Source organism: Nocardia brasiliensis NBRC 14402, from assembly GCF_000308475.2.
GTDB lineage: Bacteria > Actinomycetota > Actinomycetes > Mycobacteriales > Mycobacteriaceae > Nocardia > Nocardia brasiliensis.
Window position 1 is genome coordinate 32913 of record NZ_BAFT02000031.1, and the last position, 17837, is coordinate 50749.

General features: G+C 66.8%; 17 protein-coding genes and 1 tRNA gene. 14 read left to right on the forward strand and 4 right to left on the reverse strand.

Annotated features, from left to right (window positions below):
* The first annotated feature begins 5 nt into the window (after window positions 1-5).
* Window positions 6-1505, forward strand: a complete 1500-nt coding sequence (locus TY25_RS09005; protein ID WP_042255462.1) for an MFS transporter — start codon at window positions 6-8, stop codon at window positions 1503-1505.
* A gap of 243 nt (window positions 1506-1748) precedes the next feature.
* Here the strand turns inward: TY25_RS09005 and TY25_RS09010 are convergent, their stop codons facing one another.
* Window positions 1749-3128, reverse strand: a complete 1380-nt coding sequence (locus tag TY25_RS09010; RefSeq protein ID WP_425342582.1) for a lipase family protein — start codon at window positions 3126-3128, stop codon at window positions 1749-1751.
* A gap of 320 nt (window positions 3129-3448) precedes the next feature.
* Between TY25_RS09010 and TY25_RS09015 the strand changes: the two genes are divergently transcribed.
* The 6 genes from TY25_RS09015 (at window position 3449) to TY25_RS09040 (ending at window position 9038) form a co-directional block, all read left to right on the forward strand.
* Window positions 3449-3790 (forward strand): DUF190 domain-containing protein, encoded by a 342-nt coding sequence (locus TY25_RS09015; RefSeq protein WP_042255481.1) that lies wholly within the window; start codon window positions 3449-3451, stop codon window positions 3788-3790.
* The gene (locus TY25_RS09020) at window positions 3787-4026 is read left to right on the forward strand and encodes a hypothetical protein (RefSeq protein WP_081868761.1); all 240 of its coding nucleotides are present in this window, start codon (window positions 3787-3789) and stop codon (window positions 4024-4026) included. Before TY25_RS09015 ends, TY25_RS09020 begins: the two co-directional genes overlap by 4 nt.
* 47 nt (window positions 4027-4073) lie before the next feature.
* The gene (pgm, locus tag TY25_RS09025) at window positions 4074-5714 is read left to right on the forward strand and encodes a phosphoglucomutase (alpha-D-glucose-1,6-bisphosphate-dependent) (RefSeq protein ID WP_042255463.1); all 1641 of its coding nucleotides are present in this window, start codon (window positions 4074-4076) and stop codon (window positions 5712-5714) included.
* Complete coding sequence (locus tag TY25_RS09030; protein WP_042255464.1) at window positions 5707-7140, forward strand: MFS transporter; 1434 nt, start codon at window positions 5707-5709, stop codon at window positions 7138-7140. The genes pgm and TY25_RS09030 overlap by 8 nt, the downstream gene beginning before the upstream one ends.
* Window positions 7141-7395: 255 nt before the next feature.
* Window positions 7396-8133 carry a DsbA family protein gene (locus TY25_RS09035; protein WP_052382883.1) on the forward strand — a complete coding sequence of 246 codons (738 nt, stop codon included), beginning with the start codon at window positions 7396-7398 and terminating at the stop codon, window positions 8131-8133.
* A gap of 101 nt (window positions 8134-8234) precedes the next feature.
* Complete coding sequence (locus TY25_RS09040) at window positions 8235-9038, forward strand: SAM-dependent methyltransferase (protein WP_042255467.1); 804 nt, start codon at window positions 8235-8237, stop codon at window positions 9036-9038.
* A 517-nt stretch (window positions 9039-9555) separates the two neighbouring features.
* Here TY25_RS09040 and TY25_RS40410 read toward each other — a convergent pair.
* On the reverse strand, window positions 9556-10983 hold the full coding sequence (locus TY25_RS40410) for a DUF222 domain-containing protein (RefSeq protein WP_052382881.1): 1428 nt from the start codon (window positions 10981-10983) through the stop codon (window positions 9556-9558).
* A 122-nt stretch (window positions 10984-11105) separates the two neighbouring features.
* Between TY25_RS40410 and TY25_RS09050 the strand changes: the two genes are divergently transcribed.
* Window positions 11106-11178: transfer RNA gene (locus tag TY25_RS09050), tRNA-Ala, on the forward strand.
* Window positions 11179-11626: 448 nt separating this feature from the next.
* On the opposite strand, the gene TY25_RS42515 is transcribed toward TY25_RS09050, so the two are convergent.
* Window positions 11627-12238 carry a hypothetical protein gene (locus TY25_RS42515; protein WP_146154156.1) on the reverse strand — a complete coding sequence of 204 codons (612 nt, stop codon included), beginning with the start codon at window positions 12236-12238 and terminating at the stop codon, window positions 11627-11629.
* A gap of 91 nt (window positions 12239-12329) precedes the next feature.
* Window positions 12330-12452: a hypothetical protein gene (locus tag TY25_RS44430; RefSeq protein WP_256656749.1), complete on the reverse strand. Its 123-nt coding sequence runs from the start codon at window positions 12450-12452 to the stop codon at window positions 12330-12332.
* 339 nt (window positions 12453-12791) lie between these two features.
* Between TY25_RS44430 and TY25_RS42520 the strand changes: the two genes are divergently transcribed.
* The 6 genes from TY25_RS42520 (at window position 12792) to TY25_RS09090 (ending at window position 17621) form a co-directional block, all read left to right on the forward strand.
* Window positions 12792-13046: a hypothetical protein gene (locus TY25_RS42520; RefSeq protein WP_146154157.1), complete on the forward strand. Its 255-nt coding sequence runs from the start codon at window positions 12792-12794 to the stop codon at window positions 13044-13046.
* Window positions 13047-13363: 317 nt separating this feature from the next.
* Window positions 13364-13879 carry a DUF6841 family protein gene (locus TY25_RS09070; protein WP_042255471.1) on the forward strand — a complete coding sequence of 172 codons (516 nt, stop codon included), beginning with the start codon at window positions 13364-13366 and terminating at the stop codon, window positions 13877-13879.
* A 40-nt stretch (window positions 13880-13919) separates the two neighbouring features.
* Complete coding sequence (locus TY25_RS09075; protein ID WP_042255472.1) at window positions 13920-14885, forward strand: alpha/beta hydrolase fold domain-containing protein; 966 nt, start codon at window positions 13920-13922, stop codon at window positions 14883-14885.
* Entirely contained in the window at window positions 14882-16132 is a 1251-nt protein-coding gene (locus tag TY25_RS09080) for a phthiocerol/phthiodiolone dimycocerosyl transferase family protein (protein WP_052382882.1), read from the forward strand. Before TY25_RS09075 ends, TY25_RS09080 begins: the two co-directional genes overlap by 4 nt.
* Complete coding sequence (locus TY25_RS09085) at window positions 16129-17151, forward strand: NADP-dependent oxidoreductase (protein WP_042255473.1); 1023 nt, start codon at window positions 16129-16131, stop codon at window positions 17149-17151. Before TY25_RS09080 ends, TY25_RS09085 begins: the two co-directional genes overlap by 4 nt.
* A complete protein-coding gene (locus TY25_RS09090; protein ID WP_042255474.1) occupies window positions 17148-17621 on the forward strand; it encodes an SRPBCC family protein in 474 nt (157 codons plus the stop codon). Before TY25_RS09085 ends, TY25_RS09090 begins: the two co-directional genes overlap by 4 nt.
* Window positions 17622-17837 lie beyond the last annotated feature (216 nt).

Here is a 17837-nt window from a genome sequence, read left to right on the forward strand (position 1 = left end):
GACACATGACTACCACGTTCGACCGTGGGGCACCCGCCCCCGCGAAAGCAGACCAGGGCCGTCGCGGCTCGCACGCCCTGCGCTGGTGGGTGCTCGCCACTCTCGGCGTGGCACAGCTCATGGTGGTGCTCGACGCCACCGTCGTGAACATCGCGTTGCCCGCCGCGCAGCGCGACCTCGGCTTCACCGACGGGGACCGGCAGTGGGTCGTGACCGGTTACGCACTCGCGTTCGGCAGCCTGTTGCTGCTCGGAGGTCGCCTCAGCGACCTGTTCGGTCGCCGCAACACCTTCATCATCGGCCTGATCGGCTTCGCCGGCGCCTCCGCCGTCGGCGGCGCGGCCACCAGCTTCGAGATGCTGGTCGCGGCCCGGGTCGGGCAGGGCGTCTTCGGCGCGCTGCTGGCGCCCGCGGCGCTCTCGCTGCTCACCGTGACCTTCACCGAACCGTCCGAGCGCGCCAAGGCCTTCGGCATCTTCGGTGCGGTCGCCGGCGCCGGTGGCGCGATCGGCCTGCTGCTCGGCGGCATGCTCACCGAATGGGCCAACTGGCGCTGGGTGATGTTCGTCAACCTCGCCTTCGCGGCCGTGGCCCTGGTCGGCGCGGTGCTGCTGCTGGCCAAGCACGTCACCAACGAGCGGCCCAAGCTCGACATCCCCGGCACCGTCGTGGTGACCGCGGCGCTGTTCGGCATCGTGTACGGCTTCTCCCACGCCGAGTCGACCAGCTGGACGAACCCGGTCACGCTGGCCTTCCTCATCGGTGGTGCGGTGCTGCTCGCGGCGTTCGTGGTGATCGAGAGCCGGGTCGCGCATCCCCTGTTGCCGTTGCGGATCGTGCTGGACCGCACCCGCGGCGGTTCGTTCCTGACCGTGTTCGTCATGGGCATCGGCATGTTCGCGATCTTCCTGTTCCTCACCTACTACATGCAGTTGAGCATGGGTTACTCGCCGATCAAGACCGGTCTGGCGTTCCTGCCGATGGTCGCGGCAATGGTCGTCTCGTCCACCACCGTGCCCTCGCTGGTGCTGCCCAAGCTCGGCCCGAAGATCGTGATGGCGGGCGGCTTCCTGATCGCGGCCGGCGGCATGGCCTGGCTGACCCAGATCGGCCTGGACACCGGCTACTCCTCGCACATCCTGCCCGCGCTGATCCTGCTCGGTCTCGGCCTCGGTGGCGCGATGTCGACCGCGTTCCAGGGCGCGACCGCCGGTGTGCACCACGAGGACGCCGGCGTGGCCTCGGCCATGATCAACACCAGCCAGCAGGTCGGTGGCTCGATCGGCACCGCGCTGCTGAGCACGATCGCCGCCTCGGCCGCGACGGACTACCTGTCCTCGCGCACGCCGGACCCGCTGACCGTCGCGCAGTCCGCGATCGAGAGCTACACCACCAGCTTCTGGTGGGCGACCGCGATCTTCGTGGCCGGCGCGGTGATCACCGCCGTGCTGATGCCGAACACGGTGCCCGCTCCGTCGGAAGGCGAGCCGGTCATCGTGCACTGAATTATTGGCCGCGTGGCCGCGGCGTGGTTCGCGGCCCCTGGTGTCTCGCGGCCGAGCGGTCGAGACTTGCGCCTGCGGCGCGTGCGCTTCGACCGCTCGGCCGCGAGACGGCCGCGAACGGGTCGCTCGTAAGACTCGCTCCGTGGTGCGGGCGTTGGGCGGATTGCTTTCGGTAGGGCTTTACAACACAGCACAGCGCCCGCGTTCGATGTGAACGCGGGCGCTGTGTCGTCGGCAAGTGGTTCAGCAGTTACTGGGGGCGGGGAGGCCGGCGAAGCGGTCGCCGAGGTAGGTGAACGCCTGGGGGGCGCCTGCGGCGATCGCGGTGCCGTGGTCGGCGCCCGGCACCATGTTGAGCAGCACGGGAACGCCTGCGGCGCAATAGCGTCCGAGCACCTCGCGCACGAGCTGTGGCGAGACCTGGTCGTTCGCGCCGTGCCACTCGTAGATCGGCGTGCGCGGGACGCCCGGGTAGATCTCGATGCTGTTCTCGTGCAGGATGCGCGCCACCGTCGGATCGGCGTACATATCGCCGAAGAAGACGTCGCCGAAGCTCTTGTTGGCGCCCGCGTTGATGATCTCCTGAGTGCACGCGTTGGCGAGCTGGCTGCGCAACGCCAGGCCGGCCGGGTTCAGCACCTGGTCCATCGGCAGTTCACCCGGGTATTCGCGCTCGAGGCCGATGGCGGCCGCGAACCCGAGCCCGAACAGCGGACTCGGCTGCATGCCGACGTCGAGCGCCAGCTTGCCGATGTTCATCGGGACACCACCCTGGGCGGCGCCGACGATGTTCAGCTCCGGCGCGTACTCGGGGGCCAGCGCTGCGGCGAAACCGGTCGCCATGCCGCCGCCCGAGTAACCGGCCATGCCCACCGGGCTGAGCCGCAGATCCGCTGGGCCGAAACGCTGTACGGCGCGGATGCCGTCGAGGGTCAGCCTGCCGCCGAGCTTCGCGGCGCCGTAGGAACTCATCGGTCCGAGATGATCCGGCACAGCCACCGCCCAGCCCCGGGCGAGCAGCAGGTTCAGCGCGGGCGCCTCCTGCATGGTGCCGTTGAAGATGCTGTGCGAGGGCGCGCACTGCAGACCGAGCGAGTTGACGAACGGCTGGTAGGACACCAGCGGCCGGTTCATGCCACCGCCCGGGGGCAGCAGCAGGGTGGTCATCGCGGCGATCGGATCGCCCGCCGAATTGCTCGACCGGTACAGCAGCTGCCACGCGGACGCGCCGGGGAATCCGTTCGCGGCCACCGGCCTGCTGCGGATCACGTCACCGGGCTGGAAGTTTCCGACATCCGGTGGTGCCCAATAGAACCCGTCGCCGTCGGCGACGGGGTAGATCGGCGCGGCCACCGCGGGTGCCGCGTGGCCGAGTCCGGCCGCGGCCACCGCGAGTGCCGCGATGGAGAGTCGCCGCAGTGTCCGGCGGACGCCTAGCCGTCTGCCGGATATTTGCTGATGACCCGCTCGGCGTGCTGCCTTCGCCGTCGGGTGCGCATTCGGTTGTGCCCGCTGTGCCGCCATCGTTGCTCCGACCTGAGAGGTGAAGTAGGGGGAGACAACTTCGGCCAAACCTTCAGGCCATTCGTACTTGGAACTGGTCGGGATGTCAATGAACAACACTGTTCGCAGTCTTCGCGCGGGTGGGGTGCGGCTGAACGGACCGTCCGGTCCAACCGATAACATTGCCTGGATACGGTAAATGTCATGGGATGCATTGCCATCGGGATCCTGATGGTTCCGCACCCCGAGGGATGGGTAGCCCACAGACTGCTGCGTCCCGTTCTCCGGATCGGAGTGCTCGGCGGCTGCACTACTTCACCTACTGCCTCGCGGTTCGTAGACTGCTCGGGTCGGGTGGCTCGGGGGGATCGGTAGTGGCGTCGCCGGGGGACAACTGGCACGACTCGGCGGTCGACGGCGCGACGAAAGGGGGCCTGGGCATGAATGAAGCGGGACGGTGGCAGCCGGCGGCGCGGTTGACGGTGTTACTGGACGAAGACGACAAATGGCGACACACGCCCCTGTACGCCGAGATAGTCAGCCGGGCCCGGGACACCGGTCTCGCCGGCGCGAGCGTCTGGCGCGGCATCGAAGGCTACGGCGCGTCCTCGCGCATCCACACCACGCGCATTCTGGACATGGCCGATCATCTGCCGCTGGTGCTGATGCTCGTCGACGAACCGGAGCGGTTGCGCGCGTTCGTCGAACAGAACGCGGAACTGTTCACCACCATCAACGTCGCGCTCTCGCCACTGGAGCTGTGGCAGGGAGCCGCCCGATGACACCGCCGTGCTACCCCGTGGACCGTGCCGTAGCAGCACGTTTCGAGTCTCTGCTGCCACTTGGGTCACCGACCGTTAACATTGTCGGTTCGGCGCTGCTCGGTGGACTGGTCGGCGCGGGTGCGGGCAACGGGCTGCCGGCCGCCGCCGGTCTGCGCGGCGCGCTGATCACGTTCAGCACAAGCCTCGTCGCGGTATTCGCCGCGACGTCGACGACACAGTGGTTGTGGACATGATCCTGATGACGAGCAGGGCGCAGCCGATACGGAAGGGAGACCCGAGCATGGCCCATGATCGAGCAGGGCGACTCGCGCGTCCCACCGACCTGGAGGACATCGCCCACCTGGTCACGGCCTATTACAGTCGCATCCCGGATCCGTCCGATCCGGCGCAGCAGGTGGTGTTCGGCACCTCCGGCCATCGCGGCTCGAGCCTGGACACCGCCTTCAACGAGGCGCATATCCTCGCGATCACCCAGTCGATCGTGGAATACCGTGCGACGCGCGGGATCACCGGTCCGGTATATCTGGCCAGGGACACGCACGCGCTGTCGGAGCCCGCGCTGGTCACCGCGCTCGAGGTGCTCGCCGCCAACGACGTGGTGGCGATGATCGACGCCAGGGATCGGTACACGCCGACGCCCGCGCTGAGTCATGCTGTGCTGCGCCACAATCGGGGCGGCACCAAGCACCAGGCCGACGGCATCGTGATCACGCCGTCGCACAACCCGCCGCGCGACGGCGGCTTCAAGTACAACCCGCCGCACGGCGGCCCGGCCGACAACACCGCCACCGACGCCATCGCCGCGCGCGCCAACGAACTGCTGCGCAGCGGCCTGTCCGGGATCAAGCGGACCACGCTGCAGCACGCGCTGGAGACCAACGTCCAGCGCTACGACTACCTCGACCACTACATCGCCGATCTGCCGAACGTGTTGAACCTGGACGCGATTCGCGGCGCGGGCATCCGCCTCGGCGCCGACCCGATGGGCGGGGCGAGCGTCGACTACTGGGAGGAGATCGGGCAGCGCTACGACCTCGAGCTCGAGGTTGTCAACCCGTTCGTCGACCCCACTTGGCGCTTCATGACGCTGGACAGCGACGGCAAGATCCGGATGGATCCGTCCTCGCGGTATGCGATGGCCTCGCTCATCGCGATCAAGGACGACTACGACCTGTCCACCGGCAACGACGCCGACGCCGACCGGCACGGCATCGTCACCCCCGACGGCGGGCTGATGAATCCGAACCACTTCCTCGCGGTCGCCATCGAATACCTGGTCGCGAACCGGATGGGCTGGGACGCGCTCACCAAGATCGGCAAGACGGTGGTCACCTCGTCGATGATCGACCGGGTGGTCGGCGTGCTCGGCCGCGACGTGCACGAGGTGCCCGTCGGGTTCAAGTTCTTCGTGCCCGGATTGTTCAGCGGCAGCCTCGCTTTCGGCGGTGAGGAGAGCGCGGGCGCCTCGTTCCTGCGGATGGACGGCACCGTCTGGACCACCGACAAGGACGGCATCCTGCTCGCGCTGCTCGCCGCCGAGATCGCCGCGGTCACCGGCCAGAGCCCGTCGGCGCGCTACGTCGAACTCGAAAAGCGCTACGGCACTCCGGCCTACGCGCGGATCGACGCCGCCGCGACCCCGGAACAGAAAGCACTGCTGGCGAAGTTGACTCCGGACATGATCACCACCAAGGAGATCGCCGGTGAGCCCATCACGTCCGTGCTCACCAGGGCGAAAGGAAACGGCGCGCCGCTGGGCGGCCTCAAGGTGACCACCGAGAACGCCTGGTTCGCCGCCCGCCCGTCGGGCACCGAGGACAAATACAAGATCTACGCGGAGTCGTTCCACGGTCCCGAGCATCTGGCGCAGGTGCAGGCGGCCGCGGAGGAAGTGGTGGGACAGGCGCTATCCGGTGAGTGACGGATCGGCGAGCGGTAGATCGGGCAACCGTCCCGAAGCCCTCCCCATCGAGATCTGGGTGCTCGTCGGTGGTGCGTTCGTTATCGCCATCGGGTTCGGCCTGGTCGCGCCGGTGCTGCCGCAGTTCGCGCGCAGCTTCGGCGTCGGGGTGGCGGCGGCCTCGGCGATCGTGAGCGCGTTCGCGCTGATGCGGTTGCTCTTCGCGCCGCTGAGCGGACGGCTGGTGCAGCGGCTGGGTGAGCGGTCGGTGTATCTCGGCGGCCTGTTGATCGTCGCGGTCTCCACCGGTGCCAGCGCGCTGGCCCAAAGCTACTGGCAGCTGATGGTTTTGCGGTCGCTCGGTGGGATCGGGTCGACCATGTTCACGGTGTCCTCGCTGGCGCTGGTGATCCGGATGTCGCCGCCCGCCGCGCGCGGACGGGTGTCCGGACTGTGGTCGACCAGCTTTCTGATCGGGTCGGTCAGCGGGCCGCTGGTCGGTGGTGCGCTGTCCGGGCTCGGGCTACGGATGCCGTTCGTGATCTACGCGGTCGCGCTGCTGGCGGTGACCGTCGCGGTGTATCTGGCGCTGCGCGATTCGCAGCTGGCCGCCCCCGAACCCGTTGGCGGCGTGCGGATGATGTCGTTTCGGGAGGCGTGGGCGCGATCCGAGTACCGCGCGGTGCTGTGGTCCAACTTCGCCAACGGCGCGGCGATCTTCGGCGTGCGGATGGCGTTGGTGCCGTTGCTCGTGGTGGAGGTGCTGCACCAGACGCCGGGCATGGCCGGGGTGGCGTTGACCGTGTTCGCCGCGGGCAATGTCGCAGTACTCTTCCTCGCCGGCCGGTACTCGGATCGCCTGGGGCGCAAACCCTTCCTGATCGCGGGATCGCTGGTGTGCGCGCTGGGCACGGCCGGACTCGGTATCGCCGACACCCTGCCGTGGCTGCTCATCACGTCGTTCGTAGCCGGGCTCGGGGCGGGCATGTTCACCCCGACGCAGCAGGCCGCGGTCGCCGACATCATCGGGCCGAACGCGCGCGGCGGACCGGTGCTGGCCGGCTTCCAGATGGCGGCCGACTTCGGCACCGTGCTCGGCCCCGTCGCGGTCGGTGCGCTGGCGCAGCAGGCGTCCTACGGGCTGGCGCTGGCGGTGACCGGTGCGCTGCTCGCCGTCGCGGCTGTCGGGTGGGCGATCGTGCCGGAACCGCTGCGCAAGCGGGCCGCCGAGGAAACGGTCGACTGCGACCACCTCTGTGGTGCGGACGGCGCCGATCATCAGTTGCCGGCGCGCGAGGACAAGGTGGATCAGGCGGTGAGTGAGGTCGCGGGTGCGCCCGTCGCGGACAGTCCGGTGCCGCCGGTGGCCGAACCCGCTGTTACCGAACAGGACCGGGTGCAGCGTCCGGATGCGGACAGATCGCACGGTGCCACCACGGCTCGATGAGGAGCGGCGGTGTGTGACTCCCGGTCGGTCTGTTCGCGTAGCGCGCTGACGGGCGATGGGTTGTCGCCGCGTGCGGGGGTTTCGTGTCTGTTCGTGTAGCGCGTCGACGGGCGATCGGTGGGTCGCCGCGTGCGGGGGTCACCTGTCTATTCGCGCAGCGGGCTGACGGGCGATCGGTGGTCGCGGCGTGTGGGGGTCGTCGCAGCGTGTGGGGGTGGCATGCGGGTGGCGCGGACGTTGCGGCAGAGTGTGGGGGTGAGCGAATCGCGTTCGAACTACACCCCGCGGCCCATGTCCAGCAAGACCACGTACGCGCTGGGGGCGGTGGCCCTCGCGTTGATCGCGGTGATCGTCGTCGCGGCGATCAACTGGGGGCACGACGAGGCGAGCGTGCGCAACGAGGGGTACGGACCGGTGCGGGACGCCTCGGTCCGGGCGCAATTGGAACCGGACGGTTCGATTCTGCTCGGGCGTATCGACGCCAAGAAGACGATCGATATCTTCGAAGACCCGCTCTGCCCCGGCTGCGGAAATCTGGAACGCATCTACGGCCAGGAGATCGCGCAGAAAATAGACGAGGGCAAGCTGGCGGTGCGCTACCGGCTGGTGAACTTCCTGGATGCCCGTTCGCGGAGCAAGGACTATTCCAGCCGGGCGGTGGCCGCGAATCAGTGTGTCGCTGAGGGCGGTTCGGGGCCGGTGTACTCTAAGTTCCATATGGAACTGTTCACCACCAAGCGACCGAGCGAGGGCGGTGCAGATCTGAGCAACGACGAACTCGCCGCGCTCGCCCGGGTCTCGGGCGCGCCGGAGTCGCAGTTGCAGTGTGTAGCCGCCGGTGCCCGGGTCGACCAGGCCAAGGTCACCGCCACCGCCGCGACCGCGGCGCTCGGCGAGGCGCTCGACGGCACAGCGGCGACTCCCGCGGTGTTCGACGGGAAGACGAAGATCGATGTGAGCAACGAGGACTGGGTGGACGTACTGACCCGGTAGTAGTGAGTGCTTGATTGAGTCATTGGCCCGCGCCGCATGCGGCTGTGTAGCTAGGCTTTTCGAATACGGTCAATTGTCCGAGTCCGTCCGAAGGATGAACGATGACGAGTTCCGAGTCGGCGCCTGTTGATTTCGACGTGAGCAAGCCGAGCATCTCTAGGGTCTACGACGCGCTACTCGGTGGTAAGGACTTTTACCCGTCCGACGAGCGAGTCATCGAACATCTCCGGCAAACAATGCCCGAAGTGGACGAACTGGCACGGCTGAATCGCGCCGTACTCGGTCGTGGCGTCAAATACCTGGCCGGAAAAGCAGGCCTGAAGCAGTATCTCGACCTCGGCGCCGGGCTGCCCACCATGGAGAACACCCATCAGGTGGCGCAGGCGTTCCAGCCGGACGCAAAGGTCGTCTATGTCGACAAGGATCCGATCGTGTTGGCGCACGGGCGGGCATTACTCGGTGACAACGATCAAATTCGAGTCATCACTGCCGATTTGCGCGATCCGGCCACCGTGCTGGCGCATCCCGATGTGCAGAAGATGATCGATCTCGCCGAACCGGTGGCGGTCATGTTCGTCGGCATGCTGCACCACCTACACGACGACGAAGATCCGGAGGGTGTCGTCGCCGGGTACATGGACGCGGTGCCGGTCGGCAGCCATTTGTTCGTCACGCACTTCCTCGACAACGGCCCGGAATCGCGGGCGCTGGAGCGGTCGTTCCTCGAATTCCTCGGCACCGGGCGCTTCCGGACCGAGGCGGAGATCCTCCGGTTGTTCCGTGGCTTCGAACTCGTCGAACCCGGCCTGGTGCCGCTGAGCAATTGGCAGCCGGACACTATCGTGCGCGATCCCCTTCCGTTGGTCGAGCAGATCATCGTCGGCGGGATAGCCGTCAAGTCCTGAGCCCGAGGGCCGAGCCGGACGCACCACCCGCCACGGCCCGGCCCGCCCGGCGCGCGATCCGACTCCCAGAGTTCCCCGGGACCGCGGTGCCGAGCATTCGGGTGGTTCGAGGACGCCCGGGTGGGTTCGCCGGCACCCGGCTGGTTCCAGGGCATCCAGTTGGTTCCGGGGCCGAGCCGTCGAACGCTGTCGAGGGCTCGGCCCGCTCGACGGGCGATCCGGCTTCCCCAGCCGGCCGGATAGCCGCTGTCGAGCATTCGGTTGGTCTGTACGTGTGATCTGTTGTGCGGCCGAAAGTTCCGTTGTTGGGCCGGGCCGGCGACTCCACCAGTCGCCGGCCCGGCCTGCTCGACGGCGCCGTCCCGGCTTCCCCAGTAACCCGGGACTGCTGCGCGTCGAGATTTCGGGTGGTCGGTGGGCGGGGCGTCGACTCCGGCTGCCGACGCCCCGGCCCGGCTGTTCGGCCGTGGGATCCGTTCCGTCGTCACCGCGGATCCGCACCGGTCGAACTCGTGGTTCAGTACGCGGTGTCCACCGCGGGAGTTGCTGTGTCATCGGGGATTTCGTCCTCCGGTGGAATCCGGCACAATTGCCGATGGACCAGGACGTGACCGCGCAGGGGATAGGCGATATCGTCGGCCAACGAGCGGGTGCCCGACTCCATGACCGGGGCGTGCTCGGTCGGCGCACCGGAATCGTTGTGCGGGAACAGATATCGCGCACCTTCGCGCGTCGTCGTCTGCTGCGCGCCGGTGGGCGTGGTCCACTGCAGCCGGTCGGCCTCGGCCAGCCAGGTCTCCCACGGCACTTTTCGCTTGTCCACCAACACTTTCAAGCGGTTGTGCCGGGTGCACAGTGCCGTCACGTCGGCGCGAGTGGCGGGGGAGCGGTGGTGTGCGAGGTCGGATTCCGCCGCGGGCATCACACAATTCGGGAACCGGCACATGCCGTCGAGGGCGCGCACCTCGCGCGCCAATCGCGGTGTGTGCGCGACCTGTTCGGCAGCGACCGGCTCTTCGGCACCCGACTGCTCCGGAATCACTTGGAACCGAGCATGTTCGGCGACCATCCGCGCCAGCGCCGCGTCGATCGGACCGTAACCGGCCAGGAATGCCGGCGCCTCCGTCATGCCGAGGAGGGTGTCCGCCGGAATCCCGATCTGGATCAGCGGCCGCCGCGGCGGCTGCGCCACGTCCCGCTTCGGACATCGTTCGCCACGTCCGCACGTGCACCGCAGTCGCCCCGAACCGTCCGCCAACGCCACCAGCGCATCCGCCCGCCGCTGCGGCATCGTCCGCGGATCCGACGAACACACCTGCAAACTCATCTCCCGCAGCCGCATCGCCACCGTCTGCGCGCCCGGCGCCGGCAACACCCCGTCGAACACCGCCATGCTGTCCTGGATCGCCCGAATTCGGACGTCCCGATCATCCTGACGCCGCTCCCGCCGCCGTTGCGCCCCAACCGGATCCAACCGCGCCACCCAGCGCCGCGCCGTCTGCCGCAGCCGCACCGGCGTGGTCCGGGTGGCCGTCTCCAGTAACCGCGGCTCCAACTCGTCGAGCACCTCCCTGGCCACCGCGCGCGTGTTGTCGATCACCACCCGCACCTTCGCCAGATCGATCCGCCCCGCGGCGAACTCCGCGCGCGTGCGCGGCAACCACCCCTCCAGCGCCAACCCCACATCGATCATCGCGGCGACCGACCCCTCGTCGACCTGGACCGCCATCGCCGCTTCGGTCGCCGCGAACTCACCCGCCCGCACCCCGCCCGGCCCAGGCTCCGCACTCGATGCCCGATGCCGCCGATACAACTCGCGTACTGCGAACACCTCCGCCGCCTGCGCCGCCGCCGCAGCCCCATGCGCCGTCCGAAGGGCCTCGATCAACCCCTCATCGCTCATGGCCTGAAAGTCCATCACCGAGGAACCGCCTCCTTCGAACATGCGTTCGAGTCTACGACCCGCAAACCCCCGCCGCCACCCCCAATTCAAGGCGATTTGGCCGCCACCACACCCGTGGTGTAACTTCGTTCAGGCAGTCAGGGAAACCTGAAAGCAACCCACTCGGGGCTATGGCGCAGCTGGTAGCGCACCACACTGGCAGTGTGGGGGTCAGGGGTTCGAGTCCCCTTAGCTCCACTCGAAACAAGTATCCGCAGGTCAGGGACCTGCGGATATTTTTGTTTGTGTCGCCGTACGAACCGGGCGGTACTGCTGGACCTCCTAACGCGTCGGGGTCAGCGGGGTTGGCTGGCCTGTTCGGCGGACGGCAGCAATATGTTTGGCATTCGGGCTGCCTATAGGGTGGTGATCATCCGCGACGCGTTGGTTCGATGAGGTCGAACCAGCGGTATGGGTGAGGGAGGGCCGCTCCAGGTTCGCCGATGATGTTGATGGCAGGGTCGCTGTATTCTCGTTCGTCGCGGTCTCCGCAGGTGTATCCGAGGACTGCTTGTATGCCGATGTCGAAGGTGGACTGTTCGAGGATGTGGGATTCGAGGCGTTCCCAGTCGTCGTCCTCGATCAGGCTTTGTTCAGCGCCGTCGTCCGTGTCGGTCCACTCGGTGATCCGTTCGGGGGGCAGTGGTCATGGGTGCTCTTCGTCAGGTTCGTCCTGGAGGTCGTCGACCGCTGCCAGGAGTATCAATTCGTCGAAGGGGAAGTGTCTGTGACGCAGCGGGTTGATTTCGTGCTGTAGCAGCTTGGAGAGCGAATAGCACTGCTGCCATGCACTTTTTAGCCACGCCCGGTTCTCGTTGATCAGCATCATGACTCGAAGGTCGAAACACTGGAAGGGATTTCCGTCGTGGAACGCCTCGCCATTGAGGATGAAGCCGTTGGAATCAGCCCAGAAGCCGAGTGACCTGCCCCAGCTTTGGTTACCTGTTTGACCAAAGCCGGCGCAGTCCCGACAAACCCAGATCGGCGACCCGAGCCGGTTGCCGGAGGCGTGGGTGAAGGCCTCGGTGAAACCGGATGCCACGACATCACCTCGAGCACCAGCTCCGGTAAATCGATGCGCGGCAGCATCGCTTCCACGCGGCGGCGCAGCTCGGTCAGGCTCGGGGCTCCGGGATCGCGACCAGCGCGGCGGCGTGCAGTTTCCTTCGTCGTCGACGGTGGCCGGGGTGTCGGCGTCCAGACGTGCGGCGACCTCCCGGTAGGCGCCATCGAGGGCTTCGGCGTGCGCGACGAGCATTCCCGCTGCCTCACCGGGCAGGCCCAGGGCGTTGAGGTCGGCCTGGCGTGCGGTTTCCCAACTGATTCCGGCCGGCAGATGCGCCCGCGGGTCACGCTATTTCGAGGACCGTGATCAGCTCGCCGAGTGCGCGCATCGCGGCCAGGACCGGCGCCCCGTCGGCGGTGGCAACGAAGGCGATGGCGCACATCAACCGCGGCAGGAACGGGCGCACCGTGGTGAAGCGCCCCGCCAGCTCCTCGGTGCGCTGTCCGTCGAGTTCGGTGTCGCCGAGCGGGACAAGTTCTGTGATGATCGCGACCGCCGAGCGTAGCTCGGCACCGGAGACCTTCTCCTCAACCTGATTGCCGCCGCCGGGCTCGGCACCAAACCTTGCGCTGGAGAACGAGTTTCGATCGTGTGGAAAGTTGGCATCAGCGTGGGCGCGGTTTCGCCGCGCTCGTCCGTGAGCACGCCTGCATCGGGATCCGCTAGCCGAGGACTCGGTTACCGATCCGCGGAAACACATCCGCCTCTGACCATCCACCTGCCAAAAAGGCGAAGGAGCGCTTGCATGTCTTTCGACACCGACAGCCCCCCACACCGTCGTGAGCGCGCAAAATCGGCGCAATGGGCACCGGTCGCGCTCCTAGGCGGGTTGGGCATGCTCGTCGCCGCGTTCGCCACGCTCGACCGTGTCCCTGGCTGGGGCGAGGACTACGGCGCTGTGCTGATCTATCTCGCCTTCTTCCTGTGGATGTCGATCGCCGGACGGCTCACCTGGTGGGCCATCGACACCCTGGCCGACCGGATCAGGAAGCGCCGATGACCCCACGTACGGGGACCGCGGCCGCGGCCTAGTGAGGGCGGCCGCGGCCGCATTCGGAATTGCCGCCGTATGATGTCGCGATGCGCGTGAACCGTGAGCTGGGGCACTCCGCCACCGGCAGGTGATCCTCCTCTCTTTTCCTTTGCGAAGCGGTCGCGTTCTCGTTCAGAATCGAGATGTAGAAAGAACGATTTCTAGTAACAAGATGTCTTATCAGATGACATCTGGGGCGCTCGGCTCGAACTTCGACATCGTGATGAACAAACACGGATCACGCCCTTTTCTCAACCCCATCTGTCTCGAATGCACAACTGATCGTGCGCACCGAAGTGGAGGATGACATGGTCGACAACGCTGCTCTCAGCCGAGAAATCGGGACGTTCTACGCCAACTATGCCGCAGCGTACGTGGCGGCCATGACCGATAATCCGGACGGCGATGAATACTTCTACCGAAACTACTATTCGGTCCCGATGTATATCGGCGAGGCCGAGCCCGCGGATAGTGGTGGGTCTGGATCCGGCCGGAGTCGCTGGCTATTGACCGATTCGGACATACGCGAATTTCTGCTGGCCAGTGCGAAGGATCTGGCCGATCGGGGTTACCACCACGCCAAGATCCTGGATCGTGTTGTCCGGGTGTTGAACAGCACGCGCGTCAACTTGGAGATCGTGGTGAGCCGCTTACGCGAAGACGAGGTCGAAATCGAGCGTTGGGCGGTTGGTTACGGTATCGCGAAACTAACTGGGGGATGGCGGATCATCGACCTCTACACCACGGTGACGGCTGCGGAGACAGTCGCCGACGCATGGCCACCGGCCACCGCCCTGTGAACGTCTATGCGCTGTACCGCAACGAAAGTGGTGATCGAACATGACCCCGAGCATCCGAGCTCGCGCCGCCGAACCACTGTTCTGGTTTCTCGGTGTGCGACGACAGACGAAGACGGCGGAACTGGCAGCCCGAAACATCGACCGGTTGCGGCGAACCCAGCAGGCGCCGGTCCCGCCGAGACGTGTTCAGCGGAAGGTCGAGGTGACCGAGAGTCGTACCGGCCGATGGACGATACACACGCTGCGTCCTCGGGATCAGGCTCCCGGACTGCGGATCGTGTACCTGCACGGCGGCGGGTATGTGAAGCAAATGATCGGGCTGCATTGGAATTTCGGTGCGTATCTCGCGCAGCGGGTGCCTGCGGTGGTCGACATGGTCACCTATCCACTGGCCTATGAGCAGACCGCCGAGCACACCATCCCGCAGCTCGCCGAGTACTGTGCCACGCTCGACCAGTCAGACCTGCCTGTCGTGCTGGCCGGTGACTCGGCGGGCGGTGCGATGGCGCTCGCGGTCGCCCAATACCTGCGCGACAAATCGACTTCAGGTCCGGCGGGCCTGCTGCTGATCTGTCCGTGGCTCGATGTGCGGATGCGAAATCCTGAACAGCAGGTCATGCAGCGCCGAGACTGTTCGCAGGCGATTCCCGGCTTGCGTGTGTACGGCGCCGCCTACGCCGGGCCGCTCGGCATGGACCATCCCTACGCGAGCCCGATTCTCGGTGGCGCCCAGGGCCTTCCGCCGACCCTGCTGATCTCCGCGGGCCGCGATATGTTCGACGCCGACGACCGCGTCTTCGCGGACCGAGCACGCAACGAGGACGTCCGCTTACAACACCATCGCGGAGCCGGTATGCAGCACGACTATCCGATGCTGGCCGTGCTGCCCGAAGCAAGACTCGCACGCCGCGTCATGCTCGACTGGCTGCACGAGGCGATGCCGGTGAGCCCGCCGCCGCGCCGAGGTCGACTGCACAGTGTCACCGAAGTGGAGAAGACGCGATGACCATCGAACCTCTGACGCATCCGCTCGTGCGGGTGCTCGACCGCAGCGAAAGAATGTTCGCCGCAAGCGGTCACTGTGTCGGATACTCCGTCCGCGTGCGCGGCCGAGTGGACCTCGAAAGCTTGCGTGCGGCGTTCTCCGCGCTGGGCACAACGCATCCGCTGCTGTCGTGCCGGCTGGTCGACACGAGCGACGGGCACACCGCATTCGCCCACGTCGACGAACCGCCGCTGGTGCTCGTAACGCACGGCACCGAGGGCAACGAAACCTCGCCCGACATCGAAAACCGCACCGCGGCAATACATGTGCGGCTGGAGAATGCCGACATCGCGTGGGTGACCTTCCTGGTGCACCACTCGATCGCCGACGGCACCCACGCCATGCGGCTACTAGCCGACCTATGGACCTACTACACCGACACCGTGCAGGGTCACGTGCTGCGACCGCGCCCGCAGCCATATCCCCGATCACTGGAACAACTGCTCACCGAACGCCATATCGCCGCGAACCCGACGCCCGAGTTGCCCGTGGCGCCGGCCGATCGCCCGACCACCCTCGATCCCGTCCCCGCCACCACGGCACACCCGCGCGTAGAACTCACAGCAGCAGAGACCAAAGCCCTCGCCGAACTCGGGCATGAGGTTGGCGCGACCATCAATTCGTTGGTCTCCGCCGTGCTGCTTCGCGCAGTCGCCGACACCAACGGCGTCGACATCACGGACCTGCGCTACGCCTACCCGGTGAACGTCCGCCCCCGATTGACCCCCGCGGTTTCGGCTACCGAAGGAACCAATGTCCTCGGAACGGCCTTCTTCACTCCGCTCGTGCGGATGTCCACCGTTGCGCTCGCCCGCGCCATCAGCGACAAGCTCGCGATCGATCTCGCCGCCGGTCGCGTACAACGGCACTATCTCAACACCTCCGAGTTCCTCGACGCCGTCGACGCTGCGTTCTCACACCGCCCGGGAACCGTGCTGGCCGCCAATTGGGGAGTCATACCGGAACTTTCGGCGCCGATCGGAGTCACCGTCGATGATTTTCGGCCCGTCTGGCATGGTGTGCGGCCGGTCGGCGGGGCCGAGATCCCCTCACTCACCCCTGAGCATATGGGCGTCATTCTGACGTTCAGCGGCCGGCTCATCGTCGAGATCGCGCAATTCGACCCGCGCCCGGACGCCCTCACCACCCACCTCCGCCGACACTTCGACGCGCTGCTCGCCCACCCCGCCGCTCCGGAGGCAACATGACCACCACCAGTCGCGAATGGCGTCTGCGCGCCCGCCCGACCGGCGAGCCCAAGCCGGCGGACTTCGAACTCGCCGCGGCCGAACTCGCCGATCCCGCACCAGGGCAGGTGCTGGTGCGCAACGAATGGTTATCCGTCGACCCGTATATGCGTGGCCAGATGGACGATACCGACTCCGACATCGGGTCGTTCGCGCTGGGCGAGGTGATGACCGGGGGCGCGGTGGGCACCGTGATCGCGTCCGAGACCGCGGCCATTCCGGTGGGAGCCACCGTCTCACATCTACGGGGCTGGCGTGAATACGCCGTGCTCAACGAGTCGGAGGCGGAAGTCGTCGACACCACGGCGGCCCCCGCACAAACCTATCTGGGCCTCCTCGGACTCACCGGCCTGACCGCCTACGCCGGACTCACCGAGATCGCGCCGGTCGCTACGGGTGATGTCGTATTCGTCTCCGCGGCCGCTGGAGCGGTCGGATCGGCCGCCGGGCAGATCGCTCGCAAACTGGGTGCATCGAGAGTGATCGGCTCCGCCGGTGGGCCCGAGAAGTGCGCTCGTCTGGTGCGTGAGTTCGGTTTCGACGCCGCGATCGACTATCAGCGCGGTGACGCGCTCGGCCAACTGCGCGCTGCCGCGCCCGAGGGTATCGAGGTCTATTTCGACAATGTCGGGGGCGACCACCTCGACGCCGCGCTGGTCGTGCTCAATCGCTTCGGGCGAATAGCCCTGTGCGGGGCCATCTCTGGATACAACAACGCTGGACCACCACCATGCGTCCGCAACCTCCCGCTGGCCATGCGCAAGCGAATCATTCTGCGCGGCATGAACACCACCGACCATCTGCACCTCCTCGCCGACTGGCGCGCACAAGCCGCCGGCTGGCTGCGCGACGGCAGCTTGCACAACGCGGAGACCGTCTACGACGGCATAGACAACGCCCCGGACGCCTTCCTGGCGATGATGAACGGCGGCAACACCGGAAAGATGCTCGTTCGCACGGCAATCGGAGACAAACCTTGATCACGATCATCACGGCCGTCGACATCACCGTACGAGCCACGCCAGATGCGGTGTTCGACCTGATATCGGTGCCCGACAACTGGCCCCAGCTCATCCCGTCCTCACAGCGGGTGGAAGGCGACACACATCGATCCGTCGGCGTCGGTGCCCGCTTCACCGACCACATCCTCGTCCCGGCCAGCGGCTTGGCGACGGCATTGGACTACACAGTGCGCCGCGCGGAGCGCGCAGCGATCCTGGAGTTCGACACCGCGAAGCCTTTCGGCAGAGCGGACGTCACCTACACCGTCACCTACCGTTTGGAACCCACCACGATGGGAACCATATTCAGCCGAGAAGCACGCACCGAATACTCCGAGCTGCACCCGTTACCGAAAGCGGTCGTGGACGGCATCTTGACCGAACCCGACCATGGCCGGCGCTATCTGGAAAACGTGAAGAACAGGCTGGAAGCGAACCGTGCGTCATGACCTGTGAGGGGTGACATGACTGCTACGCGTCTTCGTGGCGGTGCTGCTGGTAGCGTGCTTCACCAGGATCGGTGAAGCCCTGTCGGTCGATCTCTGTGGCCAGCTGGACTAGAAGAACTCGAGTCTTTCGAGTACCCGGACAGGCACACGTCGGTCCCGGTCCGGCAATGTCCTGTGTCGGTGCTCTGTGATCTCGGTCTTGTCATGGAAGTCGTT

Bases quoted from the DNA above. Each gene is read 5' to 3' on its own strand.
- TY25_RS09005 (WP_042255462.1), top strand. From the start codon at position 6: ATGACTACCACGTTCGACCGTGGGGCACCCGCCCCCGCGAAAGCAGAC.
- TY25_RS09015 (WP_042255481.1), top strand. From the start codon at position 3,449: ATGAATGAAGCGGGACGGTGGCAGCCGGCGGCGCGGTTGACGGTGTTA.
- TY25_RS09020 (WP_081868761.1), top strand. From the start codon at position 3,787: ATGACACCGCCGTGCTACCCCGTGGACCGTGCCGTAGCAGCACGTTTC.
- pgm (WP_042255463.1), top strand. From the start codon at position 4,074: ATGGCCCATGATCGAGCAGGGCGACTCGCGCGTCCCACCGACCTGGAG.
- TY25_RS09040 (WP_042255467.1), top strand. From the start codon at position 8,235: ATGACGAGTTCCGAGTCGGCGCCTGTTGATTTCGACGTGAGCAAGCCG.
- TY25_RS40410 (WP_052382881.1), bottom strand. From the start codon at position 10,983: ATGTTCGAAGGAGGCGGTTCCTCGGTGATGGACTTTCAGGCCATGAGC.
- TY25_RS42515 (WP_146154156.1), bottom strand. From the start codon at position 12,238: ATGCTCGTCGCGCACGCCGAAGCCCTCGATGGCGCCTACCGGGAGGTC.
- TY25_RS42520 (WP_146154157.1), top strand. From the start codon at position 12,792: ATGTCTTTCGACACCGACAGCCCCCCACACCGTCGTGAGCGCGCAAAA.
- TY25_RS09075 (WP_042255472.1), top strand. From the start codon at position 13,920: ATGACCCCGAGCATCCGAGCTCGCGCCGCCGAACCACTGTTCTGGTTT.
- TY25_RS09080 (WP_052382882.1), top strand. From the start codon at position 14,882: ATGACCATCGAACCTCTGACGCATCCGCTCGTGCGGGTGCTCGACCGC.
- TY25_RS09085 (WP_042255473.1), top strand. From the start codon at position 16,129: ATGACCACCACCAGTCGCGAATGGCGTCTGCGCGCCCGCCCGACCGGC.